The organism is Pseudonocardia sp. TMWB2A, assembly GCF_017312135.1.
This window is the reverse complement of record NZ_QKQY01000002.1, coordinates 2,669,618-2,687,216: the sequence shown is the minus strand read 5'-3', so window position 1 is coordinate 2,687,216 and position 17,599 is coordinate 2,669,618. Positions and strand designations below refer to the sequence as shown.

The following is a 17,599-nucleotide window of genomic DNA, read 5'->3' as shown; positions in this document are numbered from 1 at the left end:
GTGCGTCTGCTGCTGCGTTGCGACGCCGGGCCGTCGACGGGGGTGGGGCATGCCGTGCGGTGTGCCGCGGTCGCCGAGGCCGCGCTGCTGTCCGGGCACGAGGTGTCCTGGTCGGGACGGCTCGACGGGCTGGACTGGCTGTGGTCCGGGCTGGTCCGGGAGCCCGGACCCGTCCTGCCCCCGGCCGACACCGCGGGCGGGCTCGCCGCGCTGGCCCGTGAGCACCGGATCGACGCCGTGCACGTCGACCACTACCTGCTCGGCGACGACCTGCGTCCGGCCCTGTACGACGCCGGGGTCGTGCTGTCCACGGTGGAGGACTTCGCGACCGGCCGGCGTCCCGGCGACGTCGTGGTCGACCCCAACATGGGCGCCGGGGACCACCCCCGCCCCGACGACGGCTCCCCCGTCCTGCTCCGCGGCCCCGGCTACGCCCCGCTGCGGCTGGCGGCCCGCCGTGCCCGCACCCGGCGGGCCCTGCGCACCGCCGACGGCCCCGGCACCGGGCCGCCCCGCGTGCTGGTCGTCATGGGCGGGACCGACGCCGCCGGGCTGCTGCCCCGGGTGGTCGCCGCCCTCGCCGCCGCGGACGCCCCCGCCGCGGTCGACGTCGTCGTCCCCGGCGGGCGGCCCCTCGACCTGCCCGCCGGCGGGCCCGCCACGTTCCGCGCGGTCCCGCCGCTGTCCGACCTGCCCGCCGCGATGGCCGAGGCCGACCTCGTCGTCAGCGCGGCCGGGACGACGGTGTGGGAGCTGTGCTGCGTGGGCGTCCCGATGGCGCTGGTCCGGGCCGCGGACAACCAGACCGAGGGCTACCGGGCCGTCGTCGACGCCGGTGCCGCCGCCGGGCTGGGCGGGACCGGGGACCTCACCGACCCGGCCGGAGCCGCGGCCGTGCTGCGCGCCCTGCTGACCGGCCCGGACGCCCGCGCCGCGCTCGCCGGGCGGGCCGCGACCGTCGTCGACGGCGAGGGCGCGGGCCGGGTCGTCGACGCCCTGGCCACCGCGGTGGGCACGTCCTCCGGCCGGGAGGCACGCGTCGCCGCCGAGGAGCGGGTGCTCGCCGGGGTGCTCCGCGCCCGCCGCGCCCGGACCGACGACGCCGAGCTGCTCCTGGCCTGGCGCAACGACCCCGACACCCGTCGCTGGTCGCGCAGCCACGACGAGGTCGGCCTCGCCGCCCACCGCCGCTGGCTCAGCGGCTCGCTGGAGCGCGACGACCGGCTGCTCCTCGTCGTCGACGACGTCCGCGGCCCGGTCGGCACCGTCCGCTGGGACCGCGACGGCAGCGGCTGGGAGGTCTCGATCACCGTCGCCCCGCAGCGCCGCGGCGCGGGGCTGGCCGGGCCGCTGCTGCGCGCCGGGGAGGACGCCCTGCGGGCCCGGACCGGCGCCGGGACCGCGGTGACCGCCGTCGTGCACACCGGGAACGACGCCTCGGCACGGCTGTTCGCCCGGGCGGGCTACGCCGATCCCACTCCGCCCGACGACGACGGCTTCCGGACACTCCACCGCACGCTGTGAGCCCGCGCGGCCCGGTCAGCCGCCCGCGGTCGCGGCCCGCGGGGTCTCCGGTCGGTTGACCGGGTAGGCCGGTAGCCGTCCGGTGAGGACGTCGATGACGTTCTGCGTGGTCTTGGTGCGGATCTCGGCCTCCGAGTCGACCGAGTACCACGCGCAGTGCGGGCTCAGCAGGACCGAGTCCAGCCCCCGCAGCGGGTGGTCGGCGGCGAGCGGCTCGCTCTCGAAGACGTCGAGCCCGGCGCCGGCGATCCGGCCGGTGCGCAGTGCCTCCACCAGGGCGGCCTCGTCGACGACCGGGCCCCGCGCGGTGTTGACCAGGTAGGTGGTCGGCTTCATCGCCGCGAACGCCGCGGCGTCCACCATGCCGCTGGTCTCCGGGGTGAGGGGGGCGTGCACGGACACCACGTCCGCCCGGCGGTAGAGCTCCCCGGGTTCCACGAGCTCGACCCCGGCGGCCGCGGCGGCGGACGCGTCCGCGTGCGGGTCGGTGGCCAGCACACGCATCCCGAACGCCTGCATCTTGACAGCCAGCCGCTGCGGGATCCGGCCGAACCCGACCAGGCCGAGCACGCGGTCCCGCAGCCGGTAGAGCGGTCCGGAGGCCGCGTAGTCCCAGCCACCCGCCCGCATCGACCGGTCCTGGCGGCCCAGCCCGCGGGCGAGACCGAGGATCATCGCCGCGGCGTGGTCGGAGACGTCGTCGAGCGAGCCGTCGGGCACGTTCGTGACCAGGATGCCGGCCTGTGTCGCCGCGTCGACGTCGATCGTGTTCAGCCCGATCCCGTAGCGGGAGATGACCCGGGTCCGGGGCAGCCGGGCGATCACGTCGGCGGTGAGCTGGGCGTACTGGTTGATGATGCCGTCCGCACCGGCGCAGGCGGCCACGATCTCGTCCGGGGTGCGGGTACGGGCGGCGACGAACCGCAGCCCGGCATCCTCCACGAGGGTCCGTTCCAGCTCGAGGTCGGGGAACTCGTAGTCGGTGACGACGACGGTGGGCACAGCGGTCACGCTCCGAAGGAGTGGTCGAGGTCCTGGTGGTGGGCGAGGTCGACGACGCGGGTGAACTCGTCGTAGGTGTGACGGGCCGGACCGCCGGCGAGCGATCCGGTGGCGGCGATGCCCGCGAGCGCGTCCGCGGCGGCGCGGGTGGCGGCGAACAGCGTGGTCACCGCGAAGAGCGCCAGGTCGAAGCCCAGCTCCTGCAGGTCCGACGCCGTGAGCCGGGCGGCGTCGGTCCCGTCGACGAGCGAGACGACCTTCGGCCCGGGGACCCCGGCGGCGATCTTCTCGACCTCCGCGACGGTCTTCACCCCGTCGACGAAGACGAGGTCGACCCCGGCGTCGGCGTAGCGGGCGGCCCGCTGCAGCGCCTCGTCGACACCGGCGGACTGCAGCGCGTCGGTACGGCCGATGATCACCAGGTCGTGCTCACCGCGGGCCCGGACGGCGCAGCGCAGCCGCGCCGCGTTCTCCTCCGCGTCGATCAGCCGGACGCCGGCCATCTGGCCGCACCGCTTCGGCGCGACCTGGTCCTCCAGGTGGATGGCCGCCACGCCGGCCTGCAGGTGCTCGTGGACGGTGCGCTCGATGTTCGACGGACCGCCGTAGCCGGTGTCGGCGTCGGCCACCACCGGGATCCCGACCGCCCGGGTCATGTTGCGGGCGTGCTCGGTCATCTCGGTCTGGCTGAGCAGGCCGATGTCGGGGGTGCCCAGGCGGCTGGCGGTCGCGCCGAAGCCGGTCATGTAGACGGCGGGGAAGCCGGCGGCCTGCACCAGGCGGGCGGTCACCGAGTCCGCCGCGCCGGGGGCGAGCACGATGTCCGGCCCGGCGAGCAGCCGGCGCAGCGCGGCGGCGGGGCTGGGAAGCATGATGTCTCTCTCCGTTTCCGGGTGGGTCAGGCAACCGTGGCGGCGGTGGGCGTCGTCGCGGCCGCGGGGCGCTCGATGCGCCAGGCCAGGACGGCCGAGACGAGGCAGCTGAGGAGGAGGTAGGCGGCGACCAGGTACCAGGAGCCCCCGGTCGCGACGACCAGCGCCGCGGCGATGAAGGGGGTGAACCCACCGGCGATCGCGCTGGCGACCTGGTAGCCGACCCCGGCGCCGCTGTAGCGGAACTCCGCACCGAACATCTCGGTGAACAGCGGCTGCTGCACGCTCACCGCCATGTCGTGCGCGATGTTGAACAGGATGACCGCGAGCAGCGCGACGGCGATCTGCGAACCGCTCTCGATCGCCAGGAAGAACGGCACCGCCGCGAGCACGCCGACGACCGACCCGGTCAGGTAGATGCGGCGACGGCCGAACCGGTCCGACAGCCAGGCGAACGTGGGGATCGACACGATCCCCAGGGCGCCGACCAGCAGACCGACGTTGAGCATGAAGTCCTTCGAGAACCCGTGCTCGTCGGAGGCGTAGCTGACCGCGAACGTGATCACGATGTAGCCGGAGACCAGCTCGACCAGGCGGAGCCCGAAGATCCGGCCGAAGGCGCCGGGGTGGCTGCGCAGCGCCTCCAGCAGCGGGACCCGGCGGCCGCCCGCGACCCGCTCGGCCTGCTCCACCCGCTCGGCGACCTCCTCGGAGTCCTGGACCCGGGCCCGGACGACGAGTCCGACCAGGACGAGCAGGACGCTGGCCACGAACGGCACCCGCCAGCCCCACGCCAGGAACTGCTCGTCGGTGGTGACCGCACGCATGAGCAGGATCAGGCCGGTGGCGATGATCAGGCCGACGGAGTAGCCGACCTGCACACCGCTGCTGTAGAGCGCCCGCCGCTTCGGCGGGGCGTTCTCCACGGCCATGAGGGCCGCGCCGCCCCACTCGCCACCGACCGCGAAGCCCTGCACGGCCCGCAGGACGACGAGCAGGAAGGGAGCCCACCAGCCGATCGAGTCGTAGGTCGGCAGCAGACCGATCAGCGTGGTGGCCGAGCCCATCAGGATCATGGTCAGGACCAGCATCTGCTTCCGGCCGATCCGGTCACCGAAGTGCCCGAAGACCACGCCGCCGAGCGGGCGGAAGAGGAAGCCCACCCCGAAGGTCGCGAACGCGGCCAGGGTGCCGGCCACCGGGCTGATCCCGGGGAAGAACTGGGAGTTGAAGACGAGGGCGGCGACCAGGCCGTACAGGATGAAGTCGTACCAGTCGATCACCGCCCCGGCGAAGCTGCCGAAGGCGGCCCGGCGGGCCCGGCGGTTGTCCTCGGGACTGAAGGTTGCGGCGTCCATGCCCCATCCGTTCCTACAGCCACGCCATCGTCGGCGGGCGGATCGTCGTCGTGCACCCGGGCCCGGTGCTGCTCGACGGCGACACGGACGACGGGATCATCCCGCCGGGCGACTGAGACCCTAGATAGGAGAAAACTAGGATGCAAGTAGTGATGCGATGATGGGGCCGAGATCCGGCACCGCGGTCACCGCGGTCGAGCAAGGGACACCAGCGATGCCAGCGCGACGCCCCGACGGTTCCGGATCGCTGGCCGCCGACGTCGCCGCCCGGCTCCGGACCGCGATCATGGACGGGGCCTTCGAGCTGGGTGAGGCCCTGTCCGAGGACCTCGTCTCCTCCGCGTTCGGGGTCTCCCGGACCCCGGTCCGCGAGGCACTCAGGACGCTGCGCACCCAGGGGCTCGTCGAGATCGTGCCGAAATCGGGGACCTACATCTTCCGGCCGAGCGTCGAGCAGCTCCACGAACTGTGCGAGTGCCGCCTGCGACTGGAGTGCGCGGCGATCGAGCTCGCCCTCGAGACCGATCCCGAGCGGCTGCGGTCCACTCTGGACGAGCTGCTGGCCCCGATGCGCGAGGCGCTCGACGCCGCCGACTTCCTGCGCTACAACCAGCTCGACGCACAGTTCCACCTGGCGTTCCTGGACTGCTGCGGCAACCGCTACCTGCGCAGCGCCTACGACCTGATCTACGCACAGATCTCGGCGATCCGGGTGCACCTGTCGGTCCGGACCGCGGGCGCCTTCGACGAGTCGATGCGCGAGCACCACACCGTGGTCGAGCTGGTGGCCGGCCGTGATGTCACCGGTCTCGTCACCGTGCTGGGACACCACATCGACCGGGCGAAGCAGGTCTACGCGACCTCGCTGCAGGAGCGGGAGCGGAGTTCCCGGCTCAGCCGCGGGCAGCGGATCCGGAACAAGCTCTCGCTGTGACCCGGTGCCGCCCGGCCGTCACCCGGCCCGGGGTGATGCCGCGCGCAACACCTGCCTGGGGACGGTACCGGTGGCCTACCCTTCGCGCGTGTCCGGATCCCGTCCCGCGCTCCCCGCGGCCGACCTCGCCCGCGTGGTCGTGTTCGCCGCGTTCATCGCCGTCCTCGGGCTGTTCCCCGGCTTCGCCGGCGTCGCCGGGGTCCCGATCGTCCTGCAGAACGTCGGCCCGATCCTGGCCGGTGTGATCCTCGGGTGGCGGCTCGGCACGGCCTCGGTCGCGCTGCTGCTGGTGCTCACCGCGGTCGGGCTGCCGCTGCTGTCCGGTGGCCGCAACGGCGCCGCGTTCTTCGGCCCCAGCGGCGGCTTCCTCGTCGGCTGGCTGCTGTCCGCGCTGGTCGCGGGCCTGGTCGTGCAGCGGTTCCGGTCGCGGTCGCTGCCCGTGCTGCTGCTCGCCTGCCTGGCCGGGCTGCTCGCCGACTACGTGGTCGGCATGCCGTGGCTGGGTGTCTACATCGGCGATGTCACCGGCGGGATCGTGCAGTCCCTGGTCTTCGTGCCCGGTGACCTGATCAAGATCGTGCTGGCCGCGCTGATCGCGTCGCTGGTGCACCGGGCCCTGCCGGACCTGCTGCCGGTCCGCTCCGCGTCGTCCGAGCCCCGGGTCCGGTGAGCGGGGCGGAACGCGAGACCGCCGACGACGCGGCCGCGCCCGTCGTCCCCGCCCCCTGGCTCCCGCGCGGGCTCGCCGACGCCGTCGCCGCGGCCGGGGAGCGCCTCGCCCGGCTCGGGGTGCGGGCCGGGGAACGCGTCGTGCTCGACACCCCCACCCGGGCCCGCTGGGCGGTGCTGCCCTACCTGCTCGCCGCGGACCGGCTGGGCGCGGCGTCGCTGCTGGCCGACGCCGGCTGGACCGGCCGCGAACGCGACGCGGTGCTCGCCGACGCCGCGCCGCACCACGTCGTCGGCACCGACGGCCGGACCGCGACCGCCGACGGCGGAGCGCGGACACCCGGGCTGTTCCTGCTCCCGACGACCTCGGGCAGCACCGGCGTCCCCACCGTGCTGGCCCGCGACCGGCGCTCCTGGCGGATCGGGTTCGACATCCTCGGTGCGCTGCCCGGACCGGTCCTCGTGCCGGGGCCGCCGTCCTCGACGCTGTACCTGTTCGGGGCGCTGCACGCGCTGCACCACGGCCTGGGCCTGGTCACCCGCGGCCGGCTCGACCCGACCGACCTGCCCGACGGCGGCTCGGTCCATCTCGTCCCCGCCCAGCTCACCGCCCTGCTCGACGAGCGCGAGCGCCGCCCGGGCGGCCCCGCACCACGGGTCGTGGTGTGCGGTGGCGCGCACGTCGCCCCCGGGATGCGGGAGCGGGTCGCGCGGCTGCTGCCCGGCACCACGCTGCTCGAGTACTACGGCTCGGCCGAGCACTCGCTGATCGCCACCCGCCGCGACGCCGGGCCGCTGCGCCCCGTCGAGGGCGTGCACCTCACCGTGCGCGACGACGTGCTGTGGGTGGACAGCCCGCAGTCGGTGCGCGGCCGGTTCACCCGCGGCGGGCTCGTCCCGGCCGGCCCCGGCCCGACGACCGTCGGGGACCGCGCCGAGCTCACCGGCGACGGCGGTCTGACCGTCCTCGGCCGCGCCGCCACCACCATCTCCTCCGGCGGCACGCTGGTCGCCGCCGAGGAGGTCGAGCAGGTGCTGCGCGGCGTCGCGGGCGTCGGGGACGTCGTCGTCGCCGGGACCCCGCACGCGTCGCTGGGGATGGTGGTCACGGCGGTCGTCGAGGCCCGCGACGGTGTCCCGGACCGGCGGGCGCTGCGCGCCGCGGCGCGGGCCGGGCTGTCCCCGGCGAAGCGGCCGCGCCGCTGGCTGGTCACCCGGGCGTTGCCGCGGCTGGGCTCGGGCAAGCCCGCCCGCGCCGCCGTCGACGCCGCACTGCGCGACGGGACCCTCGACGCGGTCCCGCTCGGGGGCCCAGAGTGACCGGCCCCGGCGACGACACCCCGGTCGTCGTCGCCGCGCGGCGCACCCCGATCGGCACCGCGGGCGGCGCGCTGCGCGCGGTGACCGTCGACGCGCTCGCCGCGCCCGTCCTCGCCGCGCTGGCCGGGACCTTCGGCGCCCCGGTCGACGACGTGCTGCTCGGCAACGTCTTCGGCCCCGGCGGCAACCCGGCCCGGGTCGCGGCGCTCGCCGCCGGGCTCGGCGACGACGTGCCCGGCATGACCGTGGACCGGCAGTGCGCGAGCGGGCTGGCCGCGATCCTCACCGCCGCCGCGGGCATCCGCGCCGGGGACGGCGCCGGCTACCTCGCCGGGGGCGCCGAGTCGCCGTCGACCGCGCCCACGCGGACCCGGGCCGACGGCACCGTCTACACCCGCGCGCCGTTCGCCCCGGCCGGCGACCCCGACCCGGACATGGGGCCCGCCGCCGACGACGTCGCCGCCCGGGCGGGCCTGTCCCGCGCGCGGCTCGACGCCTTCGCCGCCCGCAGCCACGCCCGCGCCGTCGACGCGCAGCGCTCCGGCCGCTTCGACGACGAGCTGGTCCCGGTCGGTGCGGTGCTCGCCGACGAGCGTCCCCGCGACCGCTTCACCCCCGAGCGGCTCGCCCGGTTCCGGCCCGCGTTCACCCCCGGCGGTGTGCACACGGCCGCGAACTCCTGCGGGGTGAACGACGGTGCCGCCGCCGTCGCGCTGGTGCCGGAGTGGCGACGCCGGGAGCTGGGCGTCCCCGGCCTCGCGCTGGTCTCGGCCGCCACCCGCGGCTGCCCCCCGGCCGACCTCGGGCTCGGCGCCGTCCCCGCGCTCGCCGCGCTCCGCGACCGACCGGCGGCCCCGGACGCCGTCGAGTTCACCGAGGCGTTCGCCGGGCAGGCGCTGGCCTGCCTCGACGCGGCCGGGATCGACGAGCACCGGGTGAGCCCGGACGGCGGTGCGATCGCGCTCGGCCACCCCTGGGGCGCCTCCGGCGCGGTGCTGGTCGTGCGGCTGTTCCACCGGCTCGTCGTGCAGGGCCGCGGCGAGACCGGGATCGCGGCGCTGTCCTCCGGCGGCGGCCTCGGCGTCGCGACGAGCTGGCGGGTGGTCCGGTGATCGAGTTCGAGGCGGTCGGGCACCGCTACGGCGAGCGCACCGTCCTCGACGGCGTCACCCTCACCCTCGCCGAGCCCCGGGTCGCGCTGGTCGGGGCGAACGGCTCCGGCAAGTCCACCCTGGCCCGGACCGTGAACGGGCTCGTCGCACCGAGCTCGGGCAGCGTCCGCGTCGACGGCCGCGACCCCGCCCGCGACGGCGCCGCCGTCCGCCGCCGGGTCGGGTTCGTCTTCAGCGACCCGGACTCCCAGATCGTCATGCCGACCGCCGGGGAGGACGTCGCGTTCTCGCTGCGCCGGACCGTGCGCGACCGGGCCGAACGCGCCCGGCTCGCCGCGGAGACCCTCGCCGGGTTCGGGCTGGGCGACCACGTCGAGCACCCCGCGCACCAGCTCTCCGGCGGTCAGAAGCAGCTGCTCGCGCTGGCCGCGGTGCTCGTGCTGGACCCGGACGTGCTGGTCTGCGACGAGCCGACCACCCTGCTCGACCTGCGCAACAAGCACGCCTTCGCCGACCGGCTCGCCGGGCTGCGCCAGCAGGTCCTGCTCGCCACGCACGACCTGGACCTGCTGAGGAGCTTCGACCGCGTCGTCGTCCTCGACGGCGGGCGGGTCGTCGCCGACGACGAGCCCGGTCCGGCCGTCGCGTACTACCGCAGGCTCTGCGGCTCGTGACCCCGCTGGGGCTCTACGCGCCCGGTGACAGCCTGCTGCACCGGGCGCCCGCCGGGCCGTCGCTGCTCGTGGTGCTGGCCCTCGCGGTCGGGGCGGTGCTCACCGAGGACCCGCGGGTGCTCGGCGGGCTGTGCCTGGCCGTCGCCGCCGGGTACGTGGTCGCCCGGATCCCGTGGCACCGGGTCCGGCCGGTGCTGCGCACGCTGGTGCTGCTGGCGGTGCTCCTCGGGGCGGTCCAGTGGTGGCTGCTCGGGCCGGAACGGACGCTGGTGATCGTGCTCCGACTGGTCGCCGCGATGGGCGCGGCGACCCTGTTCACCCTCACCACCCGGGTGGACGACCTGGTCAGCGCGGTGGAGCGGGGGCTCGGCCCGCTGCGCCGGTTCGGTCTCGCACCCGAGCGCCTCGGCCTTCTCGTCGGACTGACGGTGCAGTCGATCGGGACGCTGTCCGGCATCGCCAGGCAGGTCCGGGCCGCGGCGAAGGCGCGCGGGGCGGACCGGTCCCCGACGGCGTTCGCCGTGCCGTTCCTGGTGCGGACACTGCGGCACGCGGACGCGCTCGGGGAGGCACTGGCCGCGCGCGGGTGGGGCGACGACGACTCTGTGCAGTGATTGCTGCAAAGACTGTAAGGTCGGGTCCGTGGGCCCCACCGAACGGGAACTGGACCTCGTCGACGAGATCGCCGCGGCGTTCGAGCGGGAGGGCCTGCCGCTCATCACCGGCCGGGTGATCGGCTGGCTCCTCGTCAGCGACCCACCGGAGCAGAGCGCCGCCCAGCTGGCCGAGGCCCTCGGAGTCAGCCGCAGCTCGATCAGCACGGCGACACGGATGCTCACCCCCGGTGGGCTCGTCGAGCGGGTACGCACCCGCGACTCGCGGGTGGAGCTGTTCCGGATCACCCCGGACGGCTGGAGCCGGATGCTCGCCGCCCGCTACGGCCGCACGACGGCGTTCCGGCAGGTACTGGAACACGGACTCGACGTGCTCGCCGACGCCCCCGCGGAGCGGCGGGAGCGGCTCCTGCGGGTCCACGAGCTCTACGCCTTCCTGGAGGCCGAGCTCCCGGCCCTCTGGGACCGCTGGGAGGCACACCGGAACGGGAGACACCGATGACGGCCCTGCGCGACCACGTGATCCCCCGCCCCGAGGGCGACCTGCACGTCCACCTCGCGGGCGACACCGGCCCCCCGGTGCTGCTGCTCTCCGGCGCCGGCCTCGACAACGCGCTGCTCAGCTGGCACCACCTGATCCCCGACCTCGCCCGCGACCACCGCGTCATCGCCCCCGACTGGCCGAAGCAGGGGCGCAGCCGCCCGTGGCGGGGCCGGGCCGGCCACGACGTGCTGCTCCGGACGGTCGTCGACGTGCTGGACGACCTCGGCGTCGAGCGGGCCGCGGTCGTCGGGCTCTCCCAGGGCGGCGCCCTCGCGCTGGCCACGGCGATCGAGCACCCGGAGCGGGTGGAGCGCGTCGTGGCGCTCGCACCGGCCGGGACGCTGAGCTTCCCGCCGGGGCTCCACCAGCTGCTGTGGCTGACCGCGCGGGTGCCGCTGCTCTCGCGCACCCTGCCGAACCTGGCGTTCCGGAGCCGGGCGGCGGTCACCGCGTTCACCCGGCGCGTGCTCTTCGGCGACGCCGGCCGCGTGGCCGACCTCGACGGGATCGTCGATCAGATCCTGGCCGAGGCCCGGGCCGGGAACGCGGGCAGCTCCGACTGGCAGAACGACTCGATCGGGTTCCGCAGGATGCGGGTCGACCTGCGCCCCCGGCTCGCGGAGATCCGCTGCCCCGCCCTGTTCGTGCAGGGCGACCGGGACGCGGGCGTCCCCGTCGCGACGACGCGCGCGGCGGCCGCGGCCGTCCCGGGCGCCCGGTTCGTGGTGCTGCCCGGCCGTGGCCACTGGTCCAACCGGGAGTCCCCGGACGAGGTGAACGCCCTGGTCAGGGAGTTCCTCGACGGCTAGGTCGCCGCGCGGTCCAGGCCCCGCATCTCGCGCAGCGCGTCGGCGAGGGTCCGGTACCCCAGCGACTGCAGCACCGCCCCCTCCACCTCGGCGGTCAGCCGGGCGAAGTACTCCGCGGCGTTCGTCGTCACAGGGCAGACGCGCTCGCCCTCCGGGCGGCACGCCCAGAGCGGCTTCTCCCCCACCGCGCAGCGGTAGACCTCGGCCAGGGTGATCTCCGCGGCCGGCCGGGCCAGCCGGGCACCCCCGCTGCGCCCCCTGCTGGACTCGACGAGGCCGTGCACGCCGAGCGGCACCAGCAGCTTGCGCACCACGCTGGCGTTCGTCCCGAGGGCCTCGGCGAGCCGTCCGGAGCTGACCGTCGGACTGTCGCCCTCGGCCGCGGCGGCGAGGTACAGCATCGCCTGCAGGGCACTGGAGAACCGGATGTCCAGCACGACCTCACCTCCCGTCACGGGCCGCCAGCGTACCCGCCGCGGCCGAAAAGGTGGTGGTCACTGTTGCAGTTCGCCGGGTCATATGTATCTTTGATCAGAACCATTTGACGCCTCCGCCCGGACCCACCGACGTGCCTGGACGGCCTCACCCCAGGAGTGACCCGTGTCCACACGTGCCGCACGGCTTCTCGGCCGTCCCTACGCCCTCGGCTCCGCGCAGCTGCCCAACCGGATCGTCATGGCCCCGATGACCCGGGCGCTCTCACCCGGCGGCGTCCCCGGCGCCGACGTCGCGGCCTACTACGGCCGGCGCGCCGCCGCCGGCACCGGCCTGATCATCACCGAGGGCACCTACATCGACGACCCGTCCGCGGGCGACGTGCCGACCGTGCCGTTCTTCCACGGCGAGGCGTCGCTGGCGGGCTGGGCGGACGTCGTCGCCGCCGTGCACGGGGCGGGCGGCCGGATCATGCCGCAGCTCTGGCACGTCGGGATCACCCGCGAGGCCGGCAAGGCGCCCTTCCCGGAGGCCCCGTCGGTCGGCCCGTCCGGCGTCGCGCTGGACGGCACCGAGGGCGCGGGCGAGGCGCTGACCGCGGCCGGGCTGGACCGGATCATCGGCGCGTTCGCCGAGGCGGCACGGCAGGCCGAGCGGATCGGCTTCGACGGCGTCGAGCTGCACGGCGCGCACGGCTACCTGATCGACGAGTTCCTGTGGGACCGCACCAACCGCCGCACCGACGGCTACGCGGGCGGCCCGGCCGAGCGGGCCCGGTTCGCCGCCGAGATCGTCGCCGCGGTGCGCGAGCAGGTCTCGCCGGACTTCCCCGTCGTGTTCCGGTTCTCGCAGTGGAAGGGCGGGAACTACGACGCGAAGCTGGCCCACACCCCCGACGAGCTGGGCACCGTCCTCACCCCGCTGGCCGACGCCGGGGTCACCGCGTTCCACGCGTCCGGGCGCCGCTACTGGGAGCCGGAGTTCCCGGAGTGGGACGCCGAGCTCAACATCGCCGGCTGGGCCCGCAAGGTGACCGGCCTGCCGACGATCACCGTTGGCTCGGTCGGCCTGGACCAGGTCTTCGCCCCGGAGATGTTCGCCGGCGGCGACGCGCACGCCGGGGTCAGCGGCGTCGAGAAGCTCCTCGACCGGCTGGAGGACGACGAGTTCGACCTCGTCGCCGTCGGCCGCGCGCTGCTGGCGGACCCGGAGTGGGCGCGGAAGGTGCTCGAGGGCCGCGAGTCCGAGCTGGTGCCGTTCAGCAAGGCCGCACTGGGCACCCTGCACTGACCGTCAGGCGGTCCCGGTCCCGATCATGCCCTGCAGCGTGACGCGGACCGGGGTCGCCGGTCGGCCCAGCAGCGTCGCGAGGAAGGGATCGGCCGTGGCGAACTCGCCCCGCCGAGCGGCGAGGTAGCTGCCCAGCAGCGCCCTCGCCATGGCCTCCGGGACCCCCGCCGCGACCCGCCGGGCGACGAAGTCCTCGTCGTCGAGCACCACCCGGCGGACGGTGCGTCCCGTCAGCTCCGACAGGGTCCGTGCGACCTGCTCCAGGTCGACCGCCTCGGACGCGGTCAGCGGCGGGGTCGGCCCGTCGGCGACATCCGTCCCGACGAGCAGGGCGGCGGCCGCCTCCGCGAGGTCGTCGTGCGTCGTCCAGGCCACCGGTCCGTCGGCCGGTGCGAGGAGCTCACCGGTCGAGGCCGCGTCGCCGAGATGGAACAGCAGGCTCGTCGCGTAGTACCCGTTCCGCAACGACGTCCAGGCCCGTCCGGTCGAGGCCAGACGGGCCTCGACCGCGGCGTGGTCGCGAGCGGGCGCGAACAGCGAGTCCGGAGCCGCGGCCTGGTGGCCGGTGTAGAGCACCCGCTCGGCGCCGGCCCGGTACGCGGCGTCGACGGCGGCGACGCTGCGGGCGACGCCGTCGGGACCGAGCACGTCGGGGGACACGACCAGAACCCGGTCGGCACCCTCGAAGGCGCGGTCGAGGGTGGCCGGCTCCGAGAAGTCGCCGCGACGCACCCGGACGCCCCGGTCCGCCAGCTCCCGCGCCCGCTCGGGGTCGCGGACGCTGACTCCGACCCGTCCGGCAGGGACCCGGGCCAGGACGTGCTCGACGATCCGCGCCCCGAGACTGCCGGTCGCACCCGTAATGATGATCATGAACTCTCCTCGGTCGGTTCCGGCACGGTCATCAGGGGGAGCAGGACGTCGTCGGCGAGGTGCACCAGGAAGTCCTCGTCGCAGGGCTCGCCGACGACGAGTGTCCGGTGCACGATCACCGCCGGGGCGATCTGCGCGAACAGCTCCCGCGCGCCCGGCCCGGAGGTCTCACCGGGCGCCGCGGCGCCGAACACCGTGTCGGCCATGGCGGCCACGTCGCGATCCAGCACGCGGCGCATCACCGCCGCGAGGGCCGGCTCGGTGCGCATGGCCGAGAGCATCGCCCCCACCAGACCCCCGTCCTGCCCCGCGACACCGTCGGCCAGCCACCGCAGCACCTCCAGCAGCGCCCCGCGCAGGTCGCGCGCACGCAGCGCCGGGAGTCCGGCTCCCGCCCCGGCCTCGACCGCCGCGGCCACCAGCTCGGGCTTCCCGGGGAAACGGCGGTAGACCGTCGTCTTCCCGACCCCGGCCCGTGCCGCGACCGCCTCGATCGAGAGTCGGTCGTAGCCCAGCTCGACCAGCAGCCCTCGGGTCGCCCCGAGGATGGCCTCGCCCCGGGTCGTGTCCCTGGGCCGTCCCGGTCCGACGCGTCCCACCACGACTCCCCTTCCGATACGAGTCTGTATCGTATCGTAATTGGGTCCGACCGGCACCCGGCCGGGACGGCCGGGCCGGTCAGGTCAGATCAGGTCCCAGGTCAGCGGCGTGCCGCGGGCGACGTCGCGGGTGAAGGTCCGGCCCAGGACGGTGCCGATCGTGTCGGTGTGCAGACCGCCCGCCGGGCGGATCGACCGCACGTTGTCCGCGGTCACCTGCTCCCCCGCGGCGACGTCGGCGACCACCCACAGCGAGCGGCGCAGCGCGAGGGTGTCGCGCTCGGACTCGCGCGGGCCGAACCGGGCCGGGCCCATCGCGCGTCGCGCCACGTCGGTCTCGGTGACCAGCGACGCCAGCTCGGCGGGCTCCAGGGAGAAGTCGGAGTCGACGCCGCCGTCGGCGCGCTGCAGCGTCACGTGCTTCTCGATCGCGACCGCGCCGAGCGCGACCGCGGCGACCGGCACCCCGATGCCCGGGGTGTGGTCGGACAGCCCGATCGGGACGCCGAACGCCTCGCGCAGCGCGGGGATCGTCTGCAGGTTCGCGTCGACCGGGTCCGCCGGGTAGGAGGCGGTGCAGGCCAGCAGCACGATCTGCGTCGCACCGCCCTCCCGGGCGGCGGCGACGGCGGCGTCGATCTCGGCCAGCGTCGCCATCCCGGTGGAGATCACCATCGGCTTGCCGGTCGCGGCCATCGCCCGGATCAGCGGCAGGTCGACCAGCTCCGCCGAGGCCACCTTGTACGCCGGCGCGTCGAGGGACTCCAGCAGCTCGATCGCCGTCGGGTCGAACGGCGAGGAGAACGGCACGAGCCCGTGCTCACGGGCCCGGGCGAACAGCGGCTCGTGCCACTCCCAGGGCGTGTGCGCCTGCTCGTAGAGCTGGTAGAGGTTCCGCCCGCCCCACAGGCCGTGGTCGTCGCGGATCCGGAAGGCCGGGCCGTCGGCGTCGATGGTGATCGTGTCGGCCCGGTAGGTCTGGAACTTCACCGCCTGCGCCCCGGTGCCGGCGATCGCGTCGACGATCTCCAGTGCCCGGTCCAGCGAGCCGTTGTGGTTGCCGGAGACCTCCGCGATGACGAACGGTCGCTCGCCGGGGCCCACGCGGTGGCCGCCGATCTCGATCGGGTCCGGGGTGCGCATGCGCGCCACCCTACGAGCGCCGCGCGAGCACCATCACCTCGGACACCGTGCCCTCGGAGTCCTGGCCGTAGAGCCCGGCGTCGGAGTCGACGAGCTCGAACCGGTCGAACATCTCCAGGTAGCGGTGGCGCAGCATGGGCTCGCGGACGTTCGGCTTGCCGGTCGGGGAGTTGCGCAGCAGCAGCCAGCGGGCGCCCAGGTCGGTGACCAGGCTCGCGTAGTTCGCGACGACGTCGGGCTCCATCTCCTGGAAGGAGATGAAGTTGGCGAACAGGTCGACGGTCCCGGTGAGCCGGGGCAGCTGCCAGGAGCAGAGCACCGTCGCCGGCTGCTCCAGCTCGTCGATCACGATCTTCTCGCGCTCGCGGGTGGCGGCGTAGTCCAGGACCTTCTCCGGCCCGAGCGCCTCGCGCAGGTAGTGCGTGGCGACGGCGGCGACCGGCGGGATGTCGACGTCGATGTAGCGCAGCCCGGGGTTGCCCGACAGCAGGATCTCGCCGAGCGTGCCGAACCCGCCGCCGATCTCCAGGACCGTCGAGACGTCGAGGTCCGGCACGGCGCGCTTGAGCATGACCAGCCCGCGCAGGTAGTTCAGCGACGACCGGCTGAACCGGCGGCCGTCGAACACCAGCTGCTCGGCCGGGGCGCCGGCGGCCGACTCGCTGAACCCGGCGAGCGACGGCGACCGGTCGGCCGGGTCGAGCGCGGTCACCGTGGCGTGGTGGGCCCGGGCGACGGGCACCTGGTCGATCCGCTCGCGCAGCAGCGTCCCGGGGCCGCCCGCCAGACCGAAGGCCCGCGACAGGGCGGCCGCCGGGCGGGACACCGGCGCGTACTGCGGGGCGTAGAAGAACGTCGCCGAGGGGTGCCTGCGGAACTCCGCGAACCCGCGTTCCCGCAGGTCGGCGACCACCTTCTCCAGGCCGGTCTTCCAGAAGTCCGTCGGCCGGTACAGCTCCGGCGCGCTGTCCAGGTCGGCCAGCATCAGCTCGAGCAGCGTCCTCGGGTCCATGTGACGAACGGTACGGAACATCACCTTCGCCCCGATCGTGACCCACCGTCGCACGGCCCGGGTCCCCGGACCGATAGCCTCTGCGGTGCGGCTGTGGACGGCCGCCGGTCAGTGACGAGGGAGTGGGACGTGGTCGCCGACACCGGCACCTGGGTGGTGGTCCCCGTGTACAACGAGGACACCGTCATCGCCGACGTCGTCGCGGAGATCCGCACGAGCTTCCCGAACGTCGTGTGCGTCGACGACGGCAGCCGGGACTCCTCCGCCGAACGCATCGCCGGCACCGAGGCGCACCTGGTGCGGCATCCGATCAACCTCGGGCAGGGCGCGTCGCTGCAGACCGGGATCGACTACGCGCTCCTGAACGGCGCCGAGCGGATCGTCACCTTCGACGCCGACGGTCAGCACGACGTCGCCGACGCCGTCCGGATGGCCGCGATCCTGCGCAGCGGCAAGGCCGACGTCGTCCTCGGGTCGCGCTTCCTGGAGTCGACCGAGCCGGTCCCGCCGCTCAAGCGGCTGGTGCTGCGCACCGTCGCGGCGCTGTCCCCGGCCAGCCGCAAGCTCAAGCTCACCGACGCCCACAACGGGCTGCGGGCCATGAACCGGGCGGTCGCGGAGGACCTGCGGATCACCATGAACGGGATGGCACACGCGTCGGAGATCGTCGCGTCGCTGGCCCGGTCGTCGTGGCGGATCCGCGAGGTCCCGGTCACGATCCGCTACACCGAGTACTCACGATCCAAGGGCCAGTCGCTGTTCAACGGGGTGAACATCCTGTTCGACCTGTCGGTACGGCAGCGATGACCCAGGAG

General features: G+C 75.0%; 20 protein-coding genes. 12 read left to right on the top strand and 8 right to left on the bottom strand.

Annotation, left to right across the window (positions count from 1 at the left end):
* On the top strand, positions 1–1,524 hold the full coding sequence (locus DMP17_RS27480; protein ID WP_337831018.1) for a bifunctional UDP-2,4-diacetamido-2,4,6-trideoxy-beta-L-altropyranose hydrolase/GNAT family N-acetyltransferase: 1,524 nt from the start codon (positions 1–3) through the stop codon (positions 1,522–1,524).
* Positions 1,525–1,539: 15 nt separating this feature from the next.
* Here DMP17_RS27480 and DMP17_RS27475 read toward each other — a convergent pair whose 3' ends face one another.
* From DMP17_RS27475 to shiA, 3 genes are read right to left on the bottom strand one after another with little or no spacing between them, the layout of a single operon-like run.
* On the bottom strand, positions 1,540–2,535 hold the full coding sequence (locus tag DMP17_RS27475; protein WP_337831017.1) for a C-terminal binding protein: 996 nt from the start codon (positions 2,533–2,535) through the stop codon (positions 1,540–1,542).
* Entirely contained in the window at positions 2,532–3,398 is an 867-nt protein-coding gene (locus DMP17_RS27470) for an isocitrate lyase/PEP mutase family protein (RefSeq protein WP_337831016.1), read from the bottom strand. The genes DMP17_RS27475 and DMP17_RS27470 overlap by 4 nt, the downstream gene beginning before the upstream one ends.
* A gap of 26 nt (positions 3,399–3,424) precedes the next feature.
* Complete coding sequence (gene shiA / locus DMP17_RS27465; protein WP_226354558.1) at positions 3,425–4,756, bottom strand: shikimate transporter; 1,332 nt, start codon at positions 4,754–4,756, stop codon at positions 3,425–3,427.
* Between shiA and DMP17_RS27460 the strand changes: the two genes are divergently transcribed.
* The 9 genes from DMP17_RS27460 to DMP17_RS27420 all read left to right on the top strand — a co-directional run bounded on the left by DMP17_RS27460 (position 4,744) and on the right by DMP17_RS27420 (position 11,432).
* Entirely contained in the window at positions 4,744–4,872 is a 129-nt protein-coding gene (locus DMP17_RS27460; protein WP_255625202.1) for a hypothetical protein, read from the top strand. The genes shiA and DMP17_RS27460 overlap by 13 nt on opposite strands.
* A gap of 41 nt (positions 4,873–4,913) precedes the next feature.
* Complete coding sequence (locus tag DMP17_RS27455) at positions 4,914–5,690, top strand: GntR family transcriptional regulator (RefSeq protein ID WP_337831015.1); 777 nt, start codon at positions 4,914–4,916, stop codon at positions 5,688–5,690.
* 88 nt (positions 5,691–5,778) lie between these two features.
* A complete protein-coding gene (locus DMP17_RS27450) occupies positions 5,779–6,360 on the top strand; it encodes a biotin transporter BioY (protein WP_226354556.1) in 582 nt (193 codons plus the stop codon).
* Positions 6,357–7,679, top strand: a complete 1,323-nt coding sequence (locus DMP17_RS27445) for a class I adenylate-forming enzyme family protein (protein ID WP_337831014.1) — start codon at positions 6,357–6,359, stop codon at positions 7,677–7,679. The genes DMP17_RS27450 and DMP17_RS27445 overlap by 4 nt, the downstream gene beginning before the upstream one ends.
* Positions 7,676–8,791, top strand: a complete 1,116-nt coding sequence (locus tag DMP17_RS27440; protein WP_337831013.1) for a thiolase family protein — start codon at positions 7,676–7,678, stop codon at positions 8,789–8,791. Before DMP17_RS27445 ends, DMP17_RS27440 begins: the two co-directional genes overlap by 4 nt.
* The gene (locus tag DMP17_RS27435; RefSeq protein ID WP_337831012.1) at positions 8,788–9,465 is read left to right on the top strand and encodes an energy-coupling factor ABC transporter ATP-binding protein; all 678 of its coding nucleotides are present in this window, start codon (positions 8,788–8,790) and stop codon (positions 9,463–9,465) included. The genes DMP17_RS27440 and DMP17_RS27435 overlap by 4 nt, the downstream gene beginning before the upstream one ends.
* Positions 9,462–10,079 carry an energy-coupling factor transporter transmembrane component T family protein gene (locus DMP17_RS27430; protein ID WP_337831011.1) on the top strand — a complete coding sequence of 206 codons (618 nt, stop codon included), beginning with the start codon at positions 9,462–9,464 and terminating at the stop codon, positions 10,077–10,079. The genes DMP17_RS27435 and DMP17_RS27430 overlap by 4 nt, the downstream gene beginning before the upstream one ends.
* 28 nt (positions 10,080–10,107) lie before the next feature.
* Positions 10,108–10,581, top strand: coding sequence for a GbsR/MarR family transcriptional regulator (locus DMP17_RS27425; RefSeq protein ID WP_337831010.1), 474 nt, complete (start codon positions 10,108–10,110; stop codon positions 10,579–10,581).
* Entirely contained in the window at positions 10,578–11,432 is an 855-nt protein-coding gene (locus DMP17_RS27420) for an alpha/beta fold hydrolase (RefSeq protein WP_337831009.1), read from the top strand. The genes DMP17_RS27425 and DMP17_RS27420 overlap by 4 nt, the downstream gene beginning before the upstream one ends.
* On the opposite strand, the gene DMP17_RS27415 is transcribed toward DMP17_RS27420, so the two are convergent.
* Complete coding sequence (locus DMP17_RS27415; protein WP_337831008.1) at positions 11,429–11,887, bottom strand: RrF2 family transcriptional regulator; 459 nt, start codon at positions 11,885–11,887, stop codon at positions 11,429–11,431. The genes DMP17_RS27420 and DMP17_RS27415 overlap by 4 nt on opposite strands.
* A gap of 145 nt (positions 11,888–12,032) precedes the next feature.
* On the opposite strand from DMP17_RS27415, the gene DMP17_RS27410 reads away from it, so the two are divergent.
* Entirely contained in the window at positions 12,033–13,157 is a 1,125-nt protein-coding gene (locus DMP17_RS27410) for an NADH:flavin oxidoreductase (protein WP_337831007.1), read from the top strand.
* Between the two features lie 3 nt (positions 13,158–13,160).
* Here DMP17_RS27410 and DMP17_RS27405 read toward each other — a convergent pair whose 3' ends face one another.
* The 4 genes from DMP17_RS27405 to DMP17_RS27390 form a co-directional block, all read right to left on the bottom strand.
* Complete coding sequence (locus DMP17_RS27405; protein WP_337831006.1) at positions 13,161–14,030, bottom strand: NmrA family NAD(P)-binding protein; 870 nt, start codon at positions 14,028–14,030, stop codon at positions 13,161–13,163.
* Entirely contained in the window at positions 14,027–14,629 is a 603-nt protein-coding gene (locus tag DMP17_RS27400; RefSeq protein ID WP_226354546.1) for a TetR/AcrR family transcriptional regulator, read from the bottom strand. The genes DMP17_RS27405 and DMP17_RS27400 overlap by 4 nt, the downstream gene beginning before the upstream one ends.
* An 84-nt stretch (positions 14,630–14,713) precedes the next feature.
* Entirely contained in the window at positions 14,714–15,772 is a 1,059-nt protein-coding gene (gene pseI, locus DMP17_RS27395; protein ID WP_062403997.1) for a pseudaminic acid synthase, read from the bottom strand.
* 10 nt (positions 15,773–15,782) lie between these two features.
* Positions 15,783–16,784, bottom strand: a complete 1,002-nt coding sequence (locus DMP17_RS27390) for a putative sugar O-methyltransferase (RefSeq protein WP_337831005.1) — start codon at positions 16,782–16,784, stop codon at positions 15,783–15,785.
* A gap of 129 nt (positions 16,785–16,913) precedes the next feature.
* Between DMP17_RS27390 and DMP17_RS27385 the strand changes: the two genes are divergently transcribed.
* Positions 16,914–17,591, top strand: coding sequence for a glycosyltransferase family 2 protein (locus DMP17_RS27385; protein WP_337831004.1), 678 nt, complete (start codon positions 16,914–16,916; stop codon positions 17,589–17,591).
* Positions 17,592–17,599 lie beyond the last annotated feature (8 nt).